We start from the raw sequence: 18754 nt of genomic DNA, 5'->3' as shown, positions 1-18754 counted from the left end.
AGGGTAGCGCCTAACAAACGCCCATGCCCAGTTGCATCAACGCCATGCCGCCCCGATGCCAACCCCACCACGCCAGAAACAGCAGCAGCGCGCAGGCCAGGGCCAGCAGCCCACGGAGCAGATAACGGCTCATGCCGCCTGGGCCTGCAGGCGGGCGACCGGGCGTTCGCTCACCGGCCAGTTAAGCGCTGCAGCCAGCAGGCTGAGCAGGATCGAGATCTGCCAGACCAGGTCGTAGTTGCCGGTTCGGTCATACACCACCCCGCCCAGCCAGCCGCCGAGGAAGGCCCCCAATTGATGGAACAGGAAAACGATGCCGCCCAGCATCGACAGGTTACGCACGCCGAACACCGCAGCCACGGTGCCATTGGTCAATGGCACGGTCGAGAGCCACAACAGGCCCATGGCGATACCGAACAGATAGGCGCTGAACTGGGTCACCGGCGCCCACAGGAACAGCACGATCACCACCGCGCGCAGCAGGTACAGCGCCGTCAGCAAGCGTGGCTTGGACATGCGCCCACCCAGCCAGCCCGCCGTGTAGGTTCCGACGATGTTGAACAACCCGACCAGCGCCAACACGGTAGTGCCGGTGGTGGCCGCCAGATGCTGGTCAACCAGGTAGGCCGGCAGGTGCACACCAATGAATACCACCTGGAACCCACAGACGAAGAAGCCCAGCGCCAGCAGCCAAAACCCGGAGTGCGAGCACGCTTCGTGCAGCGCCTGGCCCAGCGTCTGTTCGGCGCCGTGGCTGGGCAGCGGACGGTCCCGCAGCAAGCCGACGAAGGGCACGATCAACGCCACCAGCAAACCGAGCACCAGTAAGGCGGCCGACCAGCCTAACCACTCGATCAAGCCCAGAGTACCGGGCAACATGGCGAATTGGCCGAACGAACCGGCCGCACTGGCGATACCCATGGCCATGCTGCGCTTCTCTGCCGGGACCGCGCGGCCAACAACGCCCAGGATGACCGAGAACGAGGTGCCGGACAGGCCGATACCGATCAGCAGGCCGGCGCTGAGCGACAGCGACCAGGCCGAGTCGGCGGTGCTCATCAACAACAGCCCGACGGCATAGAGGATGCCGCCGATGATTACCACCCGGGCGGCGCCAAGGCGGTCGGCCAGCGCGCCAGCAAAGGGCTGGGCCAAGCCCCAGATAAGGTTCTGCAGAGCGATGGCAAAGGCGAACACCTCGCGGCCCCACCCGAAATCAGCGCTCATCGGCGCCAGAAACAGACCGAAGCCGTGCCGCACACCGAGTGATAACGCCAGAATCAGCGCCGCCCCTGCCAGTATCCATCCACTGGTTCGCCAAACCGAAGTCATTGTCGTTATCTCCAGCACATCGCAAGGTTGTACGGGTATATACCCGCTTATTGTCGTAATGAGTCAGGCGAGCTGACCCAGCAAACGCACCAACGCGTCGCGCTGCCCTTCGCCCAATCGCTCCACCAACAAGTGCTGCGCTTGCTCCCAGGCCGGGTAAGCCGCCTGAACGCGCTGCGCCCCCGCCTCGGTCAACAGCACCACGCGGTTGCGCTGGTCGTCACCGTCGGCCAGTGCCACCAAGCCTTCGGCCTCCAGCACTCGCAGGTTGCGGCCCAACGTGCTGCGCTCAAGGCCCATAGCCTCGGCCAGGACGGTGATACTCGGACGGTCGAGCCGCTGTAGATGGCGCAGCAGGGAAAACTGAGCGACATTGATGCCGAAGCCGACAAGGGCTTCGTCGTAATGCCGGCTCACCCCACGGGCGGCGCGACGCAGATGGGTGCAGATGCATTCACTGGTCAACATGATTACGTGTATATACCCGCACCTTGGATGTTGCAAGAAGTTTCAATATTACTCGGGATTCAAGCGACGGCGGATCGGCTCGAATTCGGCCGTGGCCTGGCGGGCCAATGGATCGGGCGCCCCCTTTTCGATGGCCTGCCAATAGCGCCATGGGACCTTGGCCGAACCTAATTCGTAATCCATGCCCTCCCAGCTGTCTTCGCGAAAGCTGTAGAACGCCCAATGCAACTGGTTGCGGCCCAGCACGTCGAGGACGTCCTCAAGGTACTGCTTACAGCCGGGCAGCCGTCGCATGCAACCAAACTCACCGACTACCAGCCGAGTACGGGGCACATTCATGGCATCCAGCCACGCTATCGGGTGTTCGAGGTATTGCGACACACGCCGGCCATCCCACTGCTGGGTCTCGCCGGCGAAAGGCACCGGCCCAGGGTAGGCAAGCGGCTGCTTGCGCGTCATGTTTGGCGCGCTGGTAGAGGCATAAGGCTCATACATATGGATGCTGTAGAGCACACGCTTATCCTTTAGCGGCTCTGGCCAATAGCTGAAGGCATCGGCAGCGGCGTACCAGCCCGCATCGAGCATCACCGGGGTGAGCGCATCCACTTCACGGATTGCAGAAAGCACCTGCCGGTACAAGCCTGGCAAATCGCGGGCGCCGCCTTGCTCGCGGGCATACCACTGCTGCATGCGTTGCCCAGGAGCGTGTTCGGCCAGCCCGCCCTCTTTCTCCGGTGCCGGCTCGTTGATCAGGTTGTATGCGGCAACGGCCGGGTGGTCTTTCAGCTCACGTGCCAGGTCTCGCCAGAAGTCGGCGGCCTGTGACCAGTAAGCTTTGTCTTGCCACAATCGGTCATCGAACTGGCCCCCGTTGTTTTGCGACCAGCGCATGCCCGGCAGGGACAAGGGCGCGATCACGACCTTGAGGCCTGCCTGGTGAGCGCGATCGAGGACGTCACGTAACTGCTTGAGGTCTGCCTTGGGAAGGCCTTGGTAATGGTCGGCATTGCCCAACAGAAAGTCGCGCTGCGCTGGCTGCCATTTGTCGTAGGAAAGCCGTACCCACGTAGCACCATAGCCGCTCAGGGCCTTGAAGTAAGCGTGATCCGGAGGCAGCCGGTTGAAGCTGTTACCGCCGTGGCGTGGCGTGTCCCAGAAGTCGATCAGGTCGGCGGCGGTGGCCGAAAGCGTCTGCAGCACGAGCAGGCCAGTAAGGATCCAGCGATACATGAGGGCCAACCTGGTTATTTTTGGAGCGGCCCAAGATACGCCCCTTCAATTCAGGAATCAGTGACTCATGCGTTGCTGGAAGTTGCCAACGCCAGCGCCAGTACGACAACGAGTTCGAGCAGCTCCAACATCGCCCCGGCCGTATCCCCGGTGGTCCCGCCCAGCCTCTGACACATCCGCCGGCGCAACCAGCAGAACCCGCCAAGCGCCAACGCCAAAGGCCAAACCGCACTCCAACCACCCAGCACCAGGCACAGCAACAGGGTGCCCAACAATACCCAGGCAGCTGCGCGGCGCGGCAGATGCTCGGCAAGCGCCTGCCCCAGGCCGCCCTGGCGCACGTACGGCGTTCCAAGGAACAGCCCAAGCATCGCCGCCCGCCCTATCACTGGCGCCAGCACCAGTAACGCTCCCGCGCCGTGCTCGATCAGCACCCACAGTGCGCAGAACTTCAGCAGCAGCACCAATACCAGGGTCACCACGGCAATTGGCCCACTGCGTGGGTCCTTCATGATCTGCAAGGTGCGTTCACGGTCGCCGAACCCACCCAGCCAGGCATCGGCGCTGTCTGCCAAGCCGTCCAAATGCAATGCGCCGCTGAGCAGCACCCACAGTGTCAGCAGCAAGGCCGCCTGCAACGGCGCAGGTGTGCCTTGCAGCAGGTGGCTGGCCAACCACAGCAGCACACCGAACAACAGGCCGACCAGCGGATAGCACAGCAGCGAGCGCCCCATTTCACGAGGTTCGGGCATCCCTGCCAAGCGCACCGGCAGGCTGCTGAGAAACTGCAGGGCAATCCAGAACGGCAACACCTCAGCGCACCTCTTCCAGTTGCCCGCCCTCAAGCAGCCTCACGCGCAACAGCGCACCATGGCCCACTTCGACCTGCAGCAACTGCTCCCTGGGCAAACCCCGCGCCCGCGCCAGCAGCAGGCGCATGACGCCGCCGTGGGTGATCAGCAGCACCTGCTTGCCGGCATGCTGCTGGTGCAGGCGAGCAATGGCGGCCAGTACCCGCTCGGCAAACGCGCTCACCGGCTCGCCCCCGGGCGGTGTGTAGCCATAAGGGTCGGCCCAGAACTGCCCCAGCTCGTCGGCTTGGGTCTGCATGATCTGCAAGGCGCTGCGCCCCTCCCATTCGCCGAAATGCAACTCTTGCAGATCGGCCTCGCGCTGCACCGGCAAGCTCAAGTGTGCACCCAGCTCGTCAGCGAACCGCGCGCAGCGCTGCAGGGGCGAGCTGACCAGCACCTGCCACGGCCCGCGCTCACGCACAGCACTGCGCATCTGCGTCCAGCCGTGCTCAGTCAAGGCATCGTCGAGGCTGCCGCGCAGGCCGCCGCCCTGTTCGGTTTCACCGTGGCGCAGCAGGTCGAGAATCATGCCGGCCGGTCCGCCACGGCCGCTTCGGCAAACGTCGCCATCTGCCCGTGCAGCACGCACGCCAGGCGCATCAGCGGCACTGCCAAGGCAGCACCGCTGCCCTCGCCGAGGCGCAGGCCCAGCGCCAACAGTGGCTCGGCTTGCAAGGCTTCAAGCAACGCCTTGTGCCCAGGCTCGGCGCCCTGATGGGCGAACAGCAGCCACGCGCGGCACTGCGGATTGAGGCGCACCGCCACCAGCGCGGCGACGCTGCAGATGAAACCATCCACCAGCACTGCAATGCCTTGCTGTGCGCAGGCCAGGTAGGCGCCGGCCAGCGCCGCGATCTCGAAACCACCGACACAGGCCAGTGCCTGCAGCGGGTCGTCGGCCCGCAGGCCGTGCAGCACCAGGGCGCGCTCGATCACTTCAGCCTTGTGGCGTACACCCGCGCTGTCCAGGCCCGTGCCCGGTCCGCTCAGGTCACGCGCAGGGCACGCCAGCAGCGTGCTGGCCAACGCCGCTGCGGCGGTGGTGTTGCCGATGCCCATCTCGCCGCCGATGAACAACTGGGCGCCGTTGTCCGCAGCACGCTGCACGCTGTCACGGCCAGCCTGCAGGGCAGCCTGCAACTGTGGCTCGGTCATGGCGGGCTGGCGGGCGAAGTTGGCGGTACCCGCGCCCAGACGCAGGTGGCGCACACCTGGCAATTGCAGTGCCGGATCGATAGTGCCCAGGTCGACCACTTCAAGGCTGGCTTGCAGTTGGCGCGCCAGCACGCTGATCGCCGCACCGCCGCCGACGAAGTTGCGCAGCATCTGCCCGGTCACCGCTTGCGGGTAGGCCGAAATGCCCTCCTCCACCACGCCATGGTCACCGGCGAAAATGCTGATGGCGACCTGCTCCAGGGTCGGTCGTTCACGCCCCTGCAGGCCGGCCAACTGCACCGCCAGGCCTTCCAGCTGGCCGAGCGACCCAGCCGGCTTGGTCAGCTGTTGCTGGCGCGCGCGGGCCTGGTCCATGGCGGCGCTGTCGAGGGGTTGGCAGGCGTCACGCCACCAGGTCGAGTTCATAGTGCAGGTCCTTTGAGCATCAGGGGCAGGCCAGCCACGGTCAGTACCACGCGCTGGCAGCGTTCGGCGACGGCCTGGTGCAGCCAGCCGGCCAGGTCGACATAGCGCCGGGTCAGCTCGCCCATGGGCACCACGCCCAGGCCGGTTTCGTTGCTGACCAGGATGACCGTGCCGGGCAATTGCGTCAGGCAGTCGAGCAGCGCGTCGCGCTCCTCGGCCAGGCGCTGATCGTCGTCGAGCATCAGCAGGTTGGTCAGCCACAGGGTCAGGCAGTCCACCAACAGGCAGCGGCCTTCGGCGGCTTCAGCGCGCAGCACCGCGGCCAGGGCCAGGGGCTCTTCGATCAACCCCCAGTCGCTCGGACGGCGTTGACGGTGCAGGCGCACCCGTTCGTTCATTTCGCCATCGAGCGGTTCGCTGGTGGCGATGTAGGTCACTGGCAGGCCGCTCTCGGCAGCCAGTTGTTCAGCCAGGCGGCTCTTGCCCGAACGGGCGCCGCCGAGGATAAGGTTGCGCATGTCAGGCGACTCCACACAGCGTGCGCAGCAGCGCGGTATCCAGGTGGTTTTCGACAAGGTCGGCCAGGCGCTCGATATCGCGCTCGCGCAGGGCTTCGTAATCGACCTGCTGCACCTGCTCCAGGCCCGCCCAGCGCAGCAGTGCCGCGCACGACTGGCTGCCTTCGAACAGGCCATGCAGGTAAGTGGCGAGGATCAGCCCATCGTCGCTGATGGCGCCGTCCCTGCGGCCATCGGCCAGCTGCATGGCGGGACGCTCCAGCGCTGGGCCATGGGTGACACCGGCATGGATCTCGTATCCGGCTACAGGCGCTTGCTCAAGGTTCAACACCCCAGCGACGTTACGCAGTTGCTTCTCGGCTTCGAGCACCGTGGCGTAATCGAGCAGGCCTAACCCGGCGCTGGAGCCCGCAGGCCCTTCCAGGCCGAGCGGATCGTGCACGTGCTGGCCGAGCATCTGCAGACCACCACAAATACCGATAAGCTTGCCGCCATAACGCAGGTGCCGGGCGATCGCCGTGTCCCATCCGCGCTCGCGCAATTGCGCCAGGTCACCGCGCACGCTCTTGGAGCCGGGCAGGATGATCAAGTCGGCCGGCGGAATCGGCTGGCCGGGGCCGATGAACTGCAAGTCCACCTGCGGATGCAGGCGCAACGGATCGAAGTCGGTGTGGTTGCTGATGCGTGGCAGCACCGGGACGATCACCTTGAGCACACGCTCATCCTTGGCCGCCTGGCGAACATCGATGCCATCCTCGGCCTCCAGGTGCAGGTCGGTGACATACGGCAGCACGCCCAGCACCGGTTTGCCGGTACGCTGTTCGAGCCAGTCCAGGCCCGGCTGCAGCAAGGCGATGTCACCACGGAAGCGGTTGATGACAAAGCCCTTGACCCTGGCCTGCTCGCTCGGCGACAGCAATTCGAGGGTGCCGACCAGATGGGCGAAGACCCCGCCCCGGTTGATGTCAGCCACCAGGATCACCGGGCAGTCGACCGCTTCGGCGAAGCCCATGTTGGCGATGTCACCGGCACGCAGGTTGATTTCTGCCGGTGAACCCGCCCCTTCGACCATCACCACCGGATACGCCGCGCTCAGCCGCTGATGGGAGGCCAGCACCGCTTGCATGGCGATGGCCTTGTAGTCGTGATAGGCCACCGCGTTCATGCTGGTGACCGCACGGCCATGGATGATCACTTGCGCGCCGGTGTCACTGTTGGGCTTGAGCAGTACCGGGTTCATGTCGGTGTGCGGCGCCAGGCGGCAGGCCTGGGCCTGCACCGCCTGGGCCCGGCCGATCTCGCCACCGTCGGCGGTGACTGCGCTGTTAAGCGCCATGTTCTGCGGCTTGAACGGCACCACGGCGACGCCTTGGCGCAGCAGCCAGCGGCACAGCGCAGTGACCAGCGTGCTCTTGCCGGCATCGGAGGTGGTGCCTTGCACCATGAGGGTGGTCATGCCATTTCCTTGTGATAGTCAGCCAGGGCCAGTGCCAGGCGGTGTTCATCGGCAGCGCAGGCGGGCAGCCCCAGGCGCACGGCTGGCGGCTGCGCGAACAGCCGCACGAGGATGCCGCGGCGGGCGAGGAAATCATGCAGGTGGGCAGCACGCTCGCTGCGCACGTACTGGAACAGGTCGCAGCCGCCGGCAGGCGCAAGGCCGGTGCTTTGCAGCAGCACGGCCAGGCGTTGACTGGCCTGGGCACAGCGCTCGATCTGCACCTGATGTGCGGCCAGGTCGGCGAAACAGGTCTGGGCCAGGACACGGGTCGGGCCGCTGACGGTCCACGGGCCAAGCAGGTCGCCCAGGCGTTGCAGCAGCGACAGTTCAGCCACTACGCAGCCAAGCCGCACACCGGCCAGGCCGAAGAATTTGCCAAACGAGCGCAGCACGATCAGCCCGTGACGCTCGGCACAGTCGACCACACTGTGTGCGGGGGTGTTGTCCATGAAGGCTTCATCCACCACCAGCCACCCGCCCCGCGCAGCCAGGCGGGCATGCCAGGCCAGCAGTTGCTCGCGGGGCACACGGCGGCCAGTCGGGTTGTTCGGGTTGACCAGCACCAGCACGTCGAGGCTCTCGACAACCGTCTCGACCTGGGCTTCGTCCAGTTCAACTAATTCATGCCCTGCTCGCTGCCAGGCCTGCGGGTGTTCCGCGTAGCAAGGCGACAGCACACCGACACGACCACTCGGGCGCAGATGCGGCAAGGCCTGGATCGCCGCCTGCGAACCGGCTACTGCCAACAATTGGCGGGCGCCGTAATAGGCGCGAGCCGCCGCTTCGAGACCGTCCTCGGTCTCCGGCAGGCGCGCCCAGGCATCCACTGGAATCGGCGGGACCGTGAAAGGCCACGGCGCGATACCGCTGGACAGGTCGAGCCAGTTTTCGCGAGCAATCCCGTATTGCCGTACCGCGCGCAGCAGGCGACCACCGTGTTCAAGCATTCCAATACGCTCCTACACAGATCACCAGCAACCACAGCCACACGCCGCGCTGCACCAGGCCCCAGCCGCGCTCGATAGCGTCGGCATCGGCCATCGGACCTTCGCCCAGGCGCGGGCGCTCGTGCAGTTCGCCGTGGTACACCGCCGGGCCGCCCAGTTCGACGCCCAGTGCTCCAGCGCCGGACGCCATCACGGGCCCGGCATTCGGGCTGTCCCACAGCGGCCCCTGCTTGCGCCAGCAGGCCAACGCCAGGCGCGTTTTGCCAAGCAGCGCGTAGGTCAGCGCTACCAACCTTGCGGGAATATAGTTGAGCACGTCATCGATGCGCGCCGCACACCAGCCGAAGCGTTCGAAGCGTTCGTTGCGATAACCCCACATGGCATCGAGGGTATTGCTCAGGCGGTACAGCACCACACCCGGCGCGCCGGCCACGATGAACCAGAACAACGCCGCAAATACCGCGTCGCTGCCGTTTTCCAGGACCGACTCGGTTGCCGCTCGGGCCACGGCGGGCTCGTCCAGCTCGCGGGTTTCACGGCTGACCAGATAGCCGACACGCCGCCGCGCCTCTTCCAGGTCGCCCTGGCGCAAGGCGCTGGCGACCGGCAGCACATGCTCGCCCAGGCTGCGCAGGCCCAGCGCGCAATACAGCGCAAGCACGTCCACCAGCCAGCCGATGTAGGGCAGCCAGGACAGGATCAGTGCCACCAGGGTCAAAGGCACCACGGCCAGGAACCAGGCGCTCACGCCATGGCTGCGCCAGCCTCGCCCGCCGGCATTCAAACGTCGCTCCAGGCTTGATGCCAGGTTGCCGAAGGCGACCAGCGGGTGGCGCCGTTGCGGCTCACCCAGCAACGCGTCCAGGGCCACCCCGGCCACGGTCAGCAAGGCCACGCTCATTAGCGCTCTCCCCAGTGGTTTTCGAACAGCATGTCGCTCAAGGGCCGTTCTTCGGCCCAGCTTTCCAGCACCAGCATCGGTGCCGGATAGAATTCGGTGACGGGCCCCAGGCACAGCACGGCGACCGGCTTGGCGCCGGCGGGCATGCCGAGCAGCCCCGCCAGTGCCTGCGGGTCGAACAGCGACACCCAGCCCATCCCCAGCCCTTCGGCACGGGCGGCCAGCCACAGGTTCTGAATGGCGCAGGCCAGCGAGGCCAGGTCCATCTCCGGCAGCGTCCGCCGGCCGAATATGTGCGGTTCGCGATTGTCCATCAACGCCGCCACCCAGAGTTCGGCGCAGTCGTTGATGCCTTCGACCTTGAGCTTCATGAATGCATCGCTGCGCTCGCCCAGGGCCTCGGCCGTGCGCATCCGCTCCGCTTCCACCAGCGCCTGGATGCGCCCACGCAGCTCACCCTGGGTAATGCGGATGAAACGCCACGGCTGCATTAAGCCGACGCTGGGCGCCTGATGCGCGGCGCCGAGCAGGCGGCCGAGCACTTCAGGGGCGACCGTGCCACCGGCGAAGTGGCGCATGTCACGGCGTTCGCCGATGGCGCGGTAGACGGCGGCGCGCTCGGCGTCACTGAAGGCGTGTTCGCTCATGGTCGCAACAGCGCCGCCGCCGCCTCAGGATTGGACGGGAAATAAAAGTGTACGTACGACGCAGTGAGCCGGCCCAGGCGGTAGACCGCCTCGTTGCCTCGCCCACCATTGGGGCTCAGGCCACGGGCAATCGGCTCCAGTTCGGTGTTGGTCAGCGAATGGTGGTAGGTGTGCCCACGCAGGGTGCCTTCCGGCAACTCCACGGCCTGCAGGGCCAGGGCTGCCAGGCGTTTCTGCATAGTCGCTTCGCCCGGCAGCAGGCCGAGCAGCGCCGCACGCTCACCGGCCACGTCGGTCAGGGCATCGAGCAGATAGAGCATGCCGCCGCATTCGGCCAGCAAGGGCTTGCCTTCGGCGTGGTGGGCACGGATCGCGGCGCACATGGGGGCGTTGGCGGCCAGCGCCTGGTGATGCAGTTCGGGGTAACCGCCCGGCAGGTACAGACTGTCGACTTCCGGCAGTGCCTGATCGTGCAGCGGCGAGAAGAACACCAGGTGAGCACCCTGGTTGCGCAGCAGGTCGAGGTTGGCGCCGTAGGTGAAGGCAAAGGCTTCGTCCTGCGCCACGCCGATGCGCACACCGGCCAGCGACGCGGGGCACGGCTGCGGTTCGGGCTCGGCAAAGGCCACCGGCGGCGGCAGCGCGGCGTCGCAACTGCTGCCCAGGGCCTCGGCGGCCGCGTCCAGGCGTGCATCCAGGTCATTCAGCTCACTGGCCTGCACCAACCCCAGGTGGCGGCTGGGCAGTTCGATGCCGCGCTCGCGCGACAACCCGCCGTACCAGCGCAGGCCCTCGGTCAGGCTGCCTTCGAGCAGTTGCGCATGACGCAGGCTGCCGACCCGGTTGGCCAGTACACCGGCGAACGGCAGGTCGGCCTGATAGCGCGCCAGGCCCAGGGCCAGGGCGCCAAAGGTCTGGGCCATGGCCGTACCGTCGATCACGGCCAGCACCGGTACACCGAAATGGCGCGCCAGGTCGGCGCTCGACGGGGTGCCGTCGAATAGCCCCATGACGCCTTCGATCAAGATCAGGTCGGCCTCGCCCGCTGCGTCCCAGAGTAGGCGCCGGCTTTCCTCGGCGCCGATCATCCACAGGTCGAGTTGGTACACCGGAGCACCGCTGGCGCGCTCGAGGATCATCGGGTCGAGAAAGTCAGGCCCGCATTTGAAGACCCGGACCGTACGCCCGAGGTTGCGGTGCAGGCGGGCCAGGGCCGCGGTCACGGTGGTCTTGCCCTGGCCGGACGCCGGGGCCGCAATCAGTACAGCGGGGCAGTGTCGCGTGTGGCTCACAGTTCCACGCCCTTCTGCGCGCGGATGCCCGCCTGGAACGCATGCTTGAGCATGCCCATCTCGGTGACGGTGTCGGCCAGCTCGATCATTTCGGGCTTGGCCGCACGGCCGGTGACGATCACATGCTGCATCGGTGGCCGCGCCTGGATGTCGGAGAGCACCTGGTCAAGGTCGAGGTAACCGTGCTTGAGGGCGATGTTCAGTTCGTCCAGCACCACGAACTGCACGCTCGGGTCTTGCAGCAGCTGGCGCGACACTGCCCAGGCCGCTTCGGCGGCGGCGATGTCGCGCTGGCGGTCCTGAGTTTCCCAGGTAAAGCCCTCGCCCATCACGTGATAGCGCACCTGCTCGGGGAAACGGCGGAAGAACAGCTCCTCGCCGGTGCTGTTGCGGCCCTTGATGAACTGCACCACGCCGCACTGCATGCCATGGCCCAGGGCGCGGGCGAGCATGCCGAAGGCCGAGCTGCTCTTGCCTTTGCCGTTGCCAGTGAGCACCAGCAGCAGGCCGCATTCGTTGGGGGAATTGGCGATGCGCTCGTCGATGATCGCCTTTTTGCGCAGCATGCGCGCCAGGTGGCGTTCGTCGCGTTCGGTGGGTTCGCTCATGGGGGGTTCTCCGCAGGCTGACGCCATGCGAAGCAGCGGCGACAGGTCGATAGACAGGCAGGCGGAGAGCGCGCAGGGGCCGTGACCAGAGGCCGCGGAGCACCGCGCATCACCCTCCGTGATGCCGTTGGCAGTAACAGGCCGGTCTCCGGGCTCGTGAGCGGGCCTTGGCCCGGGCCTGCGCGCCTTCCCGGATGCTGGCATCCAGTGGCTGTGCGCGGCGTTTGACTCACCTACCGTTGCGGGGGCAGCGCCGGACTCGCGCCATGTTGGCGCCCACCGGCTTCCCAGTTTCACCCTGCCCAGACGAGGCTGGCAGGGCACCTGAAACACGCGCGAAGGTTAGAGGGTTGAAAGGGGAGCGTCAATCGAAGTGGGGCGATTTGGCGTGCGCGTCATGCCTCCTCGCCGCCGATGACTCAAGCATCACCCTGGGAAAAAACGGTCAACAAGCGATGAGGTCCTGAAGCGGGACCGATAGGCCGCAAAATCGAATGCGAGCCCCGTTCGCAAATCATACACAGGGCCAGACGCAGGCTTGCTGGTCCTCTTCAACGTGACTTTGACGAATCGGTAATGTTCGCCATAAACCTGTTCCAGGGCGTCGATGCGAAAATAGTTGCCCGGCAACAGCAGGGTTTCGGCTTCATCCCAATACAGCGAGAAGGCGCTGATCGGTGTTGCATGCTGATAGTCGCCTGGCGGCAGTTCGAAGATGACCGAGCTGTCATCGAACAGCCCTGGCAGGCCCCCTGGCGCATCCGCTGAGGGCAGGCAAGCAAAATCGGCGGCTTTGTAGGGGTTTTCGGTGAACGACGTAAGGTCGGTGTTGACCACCACATCACCTATACGCAGCTCGCCGTTTCGGTAGCGCTCTCCGCTGGTCCCACGCGAACGATGGCCACCCCGGTACAGCCGAACCTGATCACTTTTTGGCAACCGCTCCAAGCTATCGGCGAGGTCGCTGATGTAGGCATCCTCGTCGCCGAAATAGTAGGCCCCGGAACGGAACACATCATTCACTTTCGATTCGTCACCGGTGTAGTACTCGATCAATGTGTTGAAATATTCGCGTCCATAGCGATAGGAGTAATCGGTTCGTCCTCCCCGCATCACGCAATCCATGCCGCGGTCATCCAGATCCGGCGCGCGGCCACGCTCCAGCTCAGGGATCGGCCAACCCTTGAGCAGCGCCTTCTGGCGCCCTAGCGCATACGCGGACAGTTTCTTGCTCTTGGCCGCGTCCGCAACCGTATAGGTATCCCAGAACGACGAAGCTGCGCTCTGCATGCCATTTACCGCCGGCGGCGCACCGCCGAGCAAGCGCGGCGGTGCCAGCAGCTCCCACTCGCCTGCCTCGTTCAGGCGCACCGGATGAAGGGGGCTGAAGGCAAACGGATTGTCCCCGGCGACCACCAACCACACCGCCAGTTCGTGATCGTAACGAACGCGGTAAGGCAGGCCCTGCAGGGTAATCCAGCAACTGCCATCGTCATTGACATGAATGCCACGCAAGCGGCCCGCCTGGCCAGCCTCTGAGGTGAGCAGGGTGTTGCTGTCGCGCACCTGCGCAGGCAAGCTCGAAGCCTCCGTCAGCTGCCAGTTTTCCAGTGAAACCTCCGTTTCATGGGGAGGGGCTTCATAGGACAGCAATGCGAAGCTCGACTGGAAGCTGACATCCATCAGGTTCATGCTGGCGAAGACACTCTCGAGCATTGCCGCCCGCAGTGCCTGCTTGCGACTCTGCTCGTCGCCGGCCTGCAGGGCAGCGTCGACATCCAGTGCCACCTTGCCAAGGCTGGCGCCCAACAGCATGAGCGATATCGGCCAACCCAAGGGCGCAAAGCCACCAAAGACACTCAGAAACGCCGACAGGTAGCCACTGAGCATGGCTTTACGCAGACCGGCATTGTCTTGCATGAGCCGGGCATTACCCTGCATCTCGAGCTTTGCCTGCTCCACCAGGTAGGTAAAGAGGTCCTTGCCAAGTGGCCGCTTGAACAGCGACATGGCGATCAACGCAGCCTCATCCGAGCGGCTTGCGGCGATACCTTGCAAATGGACCCTGATCAGGCGCTTGGCTGCCGAATCACGAGGATTGCTGTGCGCTCCGCTGACAAACGCATCCAGTCTGGCGCTCGACTGCAGCCGCCAGCAGAGCCAGGTCGCCATCGCCGCTTCAGAATCGAATGCCTTGACGGCTTCCTCGGACCAGGGCATGTACGCCATGACTCGGCCGTCTGGTGCCACCAGGCCGAACAGACACCACCGGTCCCCTTCACCGAACACATAGCGGTTGATCGTCAGCACATTGTGCGTGGGCTCCTGCTGCAGGCTCTCCAGCGTGGGTAGCAGGTCAACGGGCAGATCGTCAGCAGCCAGGCCACGCAAGCGCTGCCAATCAAGGGCTGTGATCAGCCCTTTCTCCAGAGCTTGGGCACCATGCGCCAACAGGTTGACCTTGGCCAGCACTCGGAAGTTGGCGCCATAAGCAGTCCAGAATCGCTCCACTTCAGCGCGGTAGAGCACCGCGAAGTCCAGCGCCCAGAAGTCCTTCTGCACCTCGCTACCGAGCATTGGCACTTCGTTGCGCTCGTCGTAGGTAATGGCGTGCGGCCCCTGTCGATAAAAGCCGCCACGCTGGTCGAGTTCATCGCTGGCCTCCTGGTAGTAGAGGTCGAAACGATCGATCATCAATTCGTGGATCACCAGGGATTTTTGCGGCGGTCCGCTGTGCTCCCAGCCAGTGAACGCGCGAGGGCTGCTTTGCTCGTTGTTGAACTGATGCCACCAGACGAAACGCGGATCTATGTCCCTCCCCGTGTGCTTGCGCAGAATACGCGTGGCGTGCTGGCTCGCCAGCACGTAGGGGTCGGGATAATCGCGGACGATGGCGTCCACCAGCTTGACCAGGGGCCGCGCTGCATCCATGGCTTCGAGGCGGCGGGCCGTTTTCTCGCTGATATCACCCATGCTTCACTCCAGAGCTTGATTTCGGGCCACTATCCTTGCGCCCCATGCCCCGCCAGATTAGGTAACCGGATGCTGCCAGCGGCTGAACCAGTCGTGCTGCGTTGTGCTCTGAATATTGAAAGACCTAGTTCGGAGGGTGGCGCACATGAAACCCATCGGCATGCTTCTACCTTGGGCGTTCGGCGCCTGTCTGGCGGGATGCGGCGACACTGCCCTGCTGCGCGTCGATGAGGGCAGCGGTCCCGTACCGCAGTTGCCCGCGCCCAACCCGGCACTGATTCCCACCCTCAACGTCGCCCCCGCCATCGGTTGGCCGAGCGGCGCCAAGCCCAAGGCGGCGGCGGGCACGCAAGTGCTGGCCTTCGCCGACAAGCTCGACCACCCGCGCTGGCTGTACGTGCTGCCCAACGGCGACGTGCTCGTGGCCGAAACCAATGCCCCACCCAAGCCTGATGACGGCAAGGGCCTGCGTGGCTGGGTCATGGGCAAGGCGATGAAGCGCGCAGGCGCAACGGTGCCCAGCGCCAACCGCATCACGCTGCTGCGCGATGCCGACCGTGACGGCGTGGCTGAGCTGCGCACGACCTTTATAGAAGGGCTCAACTCACCGTTCGGCATGACCCTGGTCGGCAACGATTTCTATGTCGCCGACACCGACAGGCTGCTGCGTTTTCAGTACATGCCAGGCGCCACGCAGATCCGCGAGCCAGGCACTGCAGTCACCGACTTGCCCGGCGGCCGCCTGAACCATCACTGGACCAAGAACGTGATTGCCAGCGCCGACGGCAAGAAGCTATACGTGACCGTGGGTTCCAACAGCAATGTCGGCGAGAACGGCATGGACCAGGAGCAGGGCCGCGCGGCCATCTGGGAGGTTGATGCGGCCAGCGGCGCGCACCGCATCTTTGCCTCAGGCTTGCGCAACCCCAATGGCCTGGACTGGGAGCCGCGTACCGGCAATTTGTGGACCGCAGTCAACGAACGTGACGAGATCGGCAGTGACCTGGTGCCGGACTACATCACCTCGGTCAAGGACGGCGGCTTCTATGGCTGGCCCTACAGTTATTACGGGCAGCATGTCGATGAACGCGTCAAGCCGCAAGATCCGCAAAAGGTTGCCCGGGCCATAATGCCTGACTATGCAGTGGGGCCCCATACCGCCTCACTGGGGCTGGCATTCGCCCAACCGGGCGTGCTGCCCGCGCCGTTTGATCACGGCGCATTCGTTGGCCAGCATGGTTCGTGGAACCGCAAGCCACACAGTGGCTACAAGGTGATCTTCGTGCCGTTCGACAACGCAGGTAAGCCCAACGGCAAACCGGTCGAGCTGCTCAGCGGCTTTCTCGACGAGGATGGCAAGGCCATGGGCCGACCGGTAGGGGTAGTCAGCGACCAGCGCGGGGGCGTGTTGGTGGCTGACGATGTGGGCAATGTGGTGTGGCGGGTCAGCAAGGCGCCCTAGGGGTTCTGTGCCAGATGTCCCTGAGGAATCACCCGCTTGGCTTGCAGGTAAGCCTTCGACCAGTAACTGTTGGACAGATAGTCCAGGCGCACGGTGCCCCCGGCTGAAGGCGCATGCACGAAGCGGCCTTCGCCCACATAGATGCCGGCATGGCTGACCTGCGACCCGCCACTGGTGGCGAAGAACACCAGGTCGCCCGACTGCAGCGAGTTGATTGCGACGGTTGGTGCACGCATGACGATCATTTCACGCGTGGAGCGCGGCAGGCTGATACCCGCAGCATCGCGGTAGACATAGCCAATCAGGCCGCTGCAATCGAACCCGGAGTCTGGCGTGTTTCCGCCCCAGCGATAGGGCGTACCGACCAGGCCGATCGCGCGGATCAGCACGTCGTCGGCAATCGGCGAGCCATCAGGCTGGCTATAGGTGATTTTTGGCTGAACGACCGGGACCGGGGCCGGAGCACGGCTGGAGCAGGCGGCAAGCAATGCCACCAGGGAAAGGAATGCGAAACGCGCCATCATCGCCATGGCCAGAACATCCTGTCTGAGACCGCAGGGCCGCAGCCGAAAAGTGTTGAGAGATTAGATTAGACGCATTCTGTAAATGCGCACGGCGGCGAGCTTTTTTCAAGCATCGCCGCCGCGGCAGGGTATATCATTTTGATATCAGTTGCGCGCGATATTGGTGGTCGGCGCCATCGCCAAGGCACGCTTGGCTTCGATGAAGGTCTTGCTCCAGTAGCGGTCACCGAGGTTGTCGATGCGCACGCCACCGCTGCGGCGGCTGCTGGAGTGGATGAACTGGTTGTCACCCAGGTAGATACCGGCATGGCTGACACGGCCACGGCCGTTGGTGCTGAAGAACAGCAGGTCGCCCGGCTTGAGCTTGTTGCGGGCCACTTTCGGCGCATCGACGTTGATCATTTCGCGGGTCGAACGCGGCAGATTCATGCCGGCCTCCTCGCGGAACAGATAACCGATGAAGCCGCTGCAGTCGAAGCCTGATGCTTGCGAGGTACCACCGAAGCGGTAACGGGTGCCGATCAACGACATGCCGCGCTCTAGAATGCTATCCGCCAGTACCGGCAGCTGGTAAGGCTTGCTGTCGCTGGAGAACGCCTGAATGTCATCTTCAGTGGCCAGTTCTTCCTGCTCACCAAAGACGGAAGAAACCGAAGCCTTGGCCTTGGTCGCCGATTGCGAGGCAACCGGAGTGTGATCCTGAGGCTGGGAGACTGGGCTTTGTGCCGCGCAGCCAATCAACAGGGTCACGAGTGCGAGGGGCACGAGGGGTGCGAAGCGCTTTAGCATGGGCACGACCGTGTCTGTAATCCTTTAGAAGGGGGAAACTATGCCCTCTATCATGGCCATTTGCAAATTTTATCGAAAAAGATGTGACTTTTCTGACTTCGCGCTGCAAGCCCCGTGGTTACGGGCTTACCAGCCGAGCGTTTCCTTCAGGAACGGGATGGTCAACTTGCGTTGCGCCTGCAATGAAGCCTGGTCGAGGCGCTCGAGCAGGTCGAACAGTGCGCTCATGCTGCGGGTGCCACGGGTAAGAATGAAATGGCCGACTTCGTCCGTCAGGTGCAGACCACGGCGCGAGGCCCGCAGTTGCAAGGCGCGCAGCTTGTCTTCATCGGACAGGCCACGCATCTGGAACACCAGCGCAAGGGTCAAGCGAGACTTGAGATCGGGCAGTTTGATCGGCAGTTCGCGGGGTGAAGCCGAAGCGGCCAGCAGCAAACGTCGGCCGCTGTCGCGCAAGCGGTTGAACAGGTGGAACATTGCCTCTTCCCAATCCGCCTTGCCGGCAATGACGTGCAAGTCGTCGATGCACACCAGCTCATATTGCGCCAGGTAATCGAGCAGTTCGACGCCACGGTCGAGCAATTGCGCCAGCGGCAGGTACACAGCGGCTTCGCCGCGTTGCTGGAACCGGTGCGTCGCGGCCTGCAACAGGTGACTGCGACCGACACCCTGCTTGCCCCACAGGTAGATGAGGCTTTCGGTCCAGCCGGCGTCGGCTTCGCACAGCCGCTCGACGTAGCCCAATGCCGCAGCATTGGCGCCCGGGTAGTAGTTGATGAAGGTGGCGTCATCGCGCAGGCGCACACCCAGGGGCAACTGGATCGGTGGTTTCATGCTCGCGGGCGGTCGGAAGGACCGCAGGGGGCCTTTGATGAACAATGTGCAAAGTCTATACCTGCATTGCAAGGTGCACAATCACGTAGGCGGATAGCCCAAGCAAAATCAATAAGTTGCAGAGCAAAAACACATCCTTGGCTTTGGCTTTGGCTTTGGCTTTTGATCTTGCTTCTAAGCGCGCTAGAGATCAGACACTGCGAATGCGACTTCAGGAGGCCGAGCGCAGGTCTTGCGGAGGGAGGTGACGGGCAGGAGCCCGTCAAGCGCTTCGGCCCATGGATGGGCCGTGAGCG

At 64.6% G+C, this 18754-nt stretch carries 19 protein-coding genes and 1 riboswitch; of the genes, 1 reads left to right on the top strand and 18 read right to left on the bottom strand.

Features of this window, described 5'->3' with window-relative positions:
- Positions 1-10: 10 nt before the first annotated feature.
- From ACZ6YA_RS25315 to ACZ6YA_RS25245, 15 genes are all read right to left on the bottom strand, one after another.
- Complete coding sequence (locus ACZ6YA_RS25315; protein WP_465900403.1) at positions 11-133, bottom strand: hypothetical protein; 123 nt, start codon at positions 131-133, stop codon at positions 11-13.
- Positions 130-1332: an MFS transporter gene (locus ACZ6YA_RS25310; RefSeq protein ID WP_465900401.1), complete on the bottom strand. Its 1203-nt coding sequence runs from the start codon at positions 1330-1332 to the stop codon at positions 130-132. Before ACZ6YA_RS25310 ends, ACZ6YA_RS25315 begins: the two co-directional genes overlap by 4 nt.
- 63 nt (positions 1333-1395) lie before the next feature.
- A complete protein-coding gene (locus ACZ6YA_RS25305; protein WP_465900400.1) occupies positions 1396-1800 on the bottom strand; it encodes a MarR family winged helix-turn-helix transcriptional regulator in 405 nt (134 codons plus the stop codon).
- A gap of 48 nt (positions 1801-1848) precedes the next feature.
- Positions 1849-2964: a glycoside hydrolase family 5 protein gene (locus tag ACZ6YA_RS25300; RefSeq protein ID WP_465900418.1), complete on the bottom strand. Its 1116-nt coding sequence runs from the start codon at positions 2962-2964 to the stop codon at positions 1849-1851.
- A 131-nt stretch (positions 2965-3095) separates the two neighbouring features.
- Entirely contained in the window at positions 3096-3842 is a 747-nt protein-coding gene (locus ACZ6YA_RS25295) for an adenosylcobinamide-GDP ribazoletransferase (RefSeq protein WP_465900398.1), read from the bottom strand.
- Position 3843: 1 nt separating this feature from the next.
- Positions 3844-4413 carry an alpha-ribazole phosphatase family protein gene (gene cobC / locus ACZ6YA_RS25290; protein ID WP_465900396.1) on the bottom strand — a complete coding sequence of 190 codons (570 nt, stop codon included), beginning with the start codon at positions 4411-4413 and terminating at the stop codon, positions 3844-3846.
- Positions 4410-5465 carry a nicotinate-nucleotide--dimethylbenzimidazole phosphoribosyltransferase gene (gene cobT, locus ACZ6YA_RS25285; RefSeq protein ID WP_465900394.1) on the bottom strand — a complete coding sequence of 352 codons (1056 nt, stop codon included), beginning with the start codon at positions 5463-5465 and terminating at the stop codon, positions 4410-4412. Before cobT ends, cobC begins: the two co-directional genes overlap by 4 nt.
- Positions 5462-5983 carry a bifunctional adenosylcobinamide kinase/adenosylcobinamide-phosphate guanylyltransferase gene (cobU, locus tag ACZ6YA_RS25280; protein ID WP_465900392.1) on the bottom strand — a complete coding sequence of 174 codons (522 nt, stop codon included), beginning with the start codon at positions 5981-5983 and terminating at the stop codon, positions 5462-5464. Before cobU ends, cobT begins: the two co-directional genes overlap by 4 nt.
- Position 5984: 1 nt before the next feature.
- On the bottom strand, positions 5985-7439 hold the full coding sequence (locus ACZ6YA_RS25275) for a cobyric acid synthase (RefSeq protein WP_465900391.1): 1455 nt from the start codon (positions 7437-7439) through the stop codon (positions 5985-5987).
- Entirely contained in the window at positions 7436-8428 is a 993-nt protein-coding gene (cobD, locus tag ACZ6YA_RS25270) for a threonine-phosphate decarboxylase CobD (RefSeq protein ID WP_465900390.1), read from the bottom strand. The genes ACZ6YA_RS25275 and cobD overlap by 4 nt, the downstream gene beginning before the upstream one ends.
- A complete protein-coding gene (gene cbiB, locus ACZ6YA_RS25265; RefSeq protein ID WP_465900388.1) occupies positions 8421-9329 on the bottom strand; it encodes an adenosylcobinamide-phosphate synthase CbiB in 909 nt (302 codons plus the stop codon). Before cbiB ends, cobD begins: the two co-directional genes overlap by 8 nt.
- Complete coding sequence (gene bluB, locus ACZ6YA_RS25260) at positions 9329-9976, bottom strand: 5,6-dimethylbenzimidazole synthase (protein WP_465900386.1); 648 nt, start codon at positions 9974-9976, stop codon at positions 9329-9331. Before bluB ends, cbiB begins: the two co-directional genes overlap by 1 nt.
- Positions 9973-11268 carry a cobyrinate a,c-diamide synthase gene (locus ACZ6YA_RS25255; protein ID WP_465900384.1) on the bottom strand — a complete coding sequence of 432 codons (1296 nt, stop codon included), beginning with the start codon at positions 11266-11268 and terminating at the stop codon, positions 9973-9975. The genes bluB and ACZ6YA_RS25255 overlap by 4 nt, the downstream gene beginning before the upstream one ends.
- Positions 11265-11876 (bottom strand): cob(I)yrinic acid a,c-diamide adenosyltransferase, encoded by a 612-nt coding sequence (gene cobO, locus ACZ6YA_RS25250; RefSeq protein WP_465900383.1) that lies wholly within the window; start codon positions 11874-11876, stop codon positions 11265-11267. The genes ACZ6YA_RS25255 and cobO overlap by 4 nt, the downstream gene beginning before the upstream one ends.
- A 122-nt stretch (positions 11877-11998) precedes the next feature.
- Positions 11999-12219: riboswitch (cobalamin riboswitch) on the bottom strand.
- 83 nt (positions 12220-12302) lie between these two features.
- Positions 12303-14849 (bottom strand): dermonecrotic toxin domain-containing protein, encoded by a 2547-nt coding sequence (locus ACZ6YA_RS25245; RefSeq protein ID WP_465900381.1) that lies wholly within the window; start codon positions 14847-14849, stop codon positions 12303-12305.
- A gap of 145 nt (positions 14850-14994) precedes the next feature.
- Between ACZ6YA_RS25245 and ACZ6YA_RS25240 the strand changes: the two genes are divergently transcribed.
- Positions 14995-16311 carry a PQQ-dependent sugar dehydrogenase gene (locus ACZ6YA_RS25240; RefSeq protein ID WP_465900379.1) on the top strand — a complete coding sequence of 439 codons (1317 nt, stop codon included), beginning with the start codon at positions 14995-14997 and terminating at the stop codon, positions 16309-16311.
- Here ACZ6YA_RS25240 and ACZ6YA_RS25235 read toward each other — a convergent pair.
- From ACZ6YA_RS25235 to hda, 3 genes are all read right to left on the bottom strand, one after another.
- Positions 16308-16841, bottom strand: coding sequence for a C40 family peptidase (locus tag ACZ6YA_RS25235; protein WP_465900377.1), 534 nt, complete (start codon positions 16839-16841; stop codon positions 16308-16310). The genes ACZ6YA_RS25240 and ACZ6YA_RS25235 overlap by 4 nt on opposite strands.
- 138 nt (positions 16842-16979) lie before the next feature.
- On the bottom strand, positions 16980-17624 hold the full coding sequence (locus ACZ6YA_RS25230) for a C40 family peptidase (protein ID WP_465900376.1): 645 nt from the start codon (positions 17622-17624) through the stop codon (positions 16980-16982).
- A gap of 126 nt (positions 17625-17750) precedes the next feature.
- Positions 17751-18458 (bottom strand): DnaA regulatory inactivator Hda, encoded by a 708-nt coding sequence (hda, locus tag ACZ6YA_RS25225; RefSeq protein ID WP_060509165.1) that lies wholly within the window; start codon positions 18456-18458, stop codon positions 17751-17753.
- Positions 18459-18754 lie beyond the last annotated feature (296 nt).

The sequence above is a fragment of the Pseudomonas sp. NPDC090752 genome, assembly GCF_055584805.1.
Note: the sequence above shows the minus strand (reverse complement) of the source record. Positions and strands in the feature narration are given on the sequence as shown.

What these genes read in the sequence shown, in the direction of transcription:
- cobT (WP_465900394.1), bottom strand. Translation starts at nt 5,465, where the DNA reads ATGAACTCGACCTGGTGGCGTGACGCCTGCCAACCCCTCGACAGCGCC.
- ACZ6YA_RS25245 (WP_465900381.1), bottom strand. Translation starts at nt 14,849, where the DNA reads ATGGGTGATATCAGCGAGAAAACGGCCCGCCGCCTCGAAGCCATGGAT.
- ACZ6YA_RS25275 (WP_465900391.1), bottom strand. Translation starts at nt 7,439, where the DNA reads ATGACCACCCTCATGGTGCAAGGCACCACCTCCGATGCCGGCAAGAGC.
- ACZ6YA_RS25235 (WP_465900377.1), bottom strand. Translation starts at nt 16,841, where the DNA reads ATGGCGATGATGGCGCGTTTCGCATTCCTTTCCCTGGTGGCATTGCTT.
- cobO (WP_465900383.1), bottom strand. Translation starts at nt 11,876, where the DNA reads ATGAGCGAACCCACCGAACGCGACGAACGCCACCTGGCGCGCATGCTG.
- cobD (WP_465900390.1), bottom strand. Translation starts at nt 8,428, where the DNA reads ATGCTTGAACACGGTGGTCGCCTGCTGCGCGCGGTACGGCAATACGGG.
- ACZ6YA_RS25310 (WP_465900401.1), bottom strand. Translation starts at nt 1,332, where the DNA reads ATGACTTCGGTTTGGCGAACCAGTGGATGGATACTGGCAGGGGCGGCG.
- ACZ6YA_RS25305 (WP_465900400.1), bottom strand. Translation starts at nt 1,800, where the DNA reads ATGTTGACCAGTGAATGCATCTGCACCCATCTGCGTCGCGCCGCCCGT.
- cobU (WP_465900392.1), bottom strand. Translation starts at nt 5,983, where the DNA reads ATGCGCAACCTTATCCTCGGCGGCGCCCGTTCGGGCAAGAGCCGCCTG.
- ACZ6YA_RS25240 (WP_465900379.1), top strand. Translation starts at nt 14,995, where the DNA reads ATGAAACCCATCGGCATGCTTCTACCTTGGGCGTTCGGCGCCTGTCTG.
- cobC (WP_465900396.1), bottom strand. Translation starts at nt 4,413, where the DNA reads ATGATTCTCGACCTGCTGCGCCACGGTGAAACCGAACAGGGCGGCGGC.
- hda (WP_060509165.1), bottom strand. Translation starts at nt 18,458, where the DNA reads ATGAAACCACCGATCCAGTTGCCCCTGGGTGTGCGCCTGCGCGATGAC.
- ACZ6YA_RS25230 (WP_465900376.1), bottom strand. Translation starts at nt 17,624, where the DNA reads ATGCTAAAGCGCTTCGCACCCCTCGTGCCCCTCGCACTCGTGACCCTG.
- cbiB (WP_465900388.1), bottom strand. Translation starts at nt 9,329, where the DNA reads ATGAGCGTGGCCTTGCTGACCGTGGCCGGGGTGGCCCTGGACGCGTTG.
- ACZ6YA_RS25315 (WP_465900403.1), bottom strand. Translation starts at nt 133, where the DNA reads ATGAGCCGTTATCTGCTCCGTGGGCTGCTGGCCCTGGCCTGCGCGCTG.
- bluB (WP_465900386.1), bottom strand. Translation starts at nt 9,976, where the DNA reads ATGAGCGAACACGCCTTCAGTGACGCCGAGCGCGCCGCCGTCTACCGC.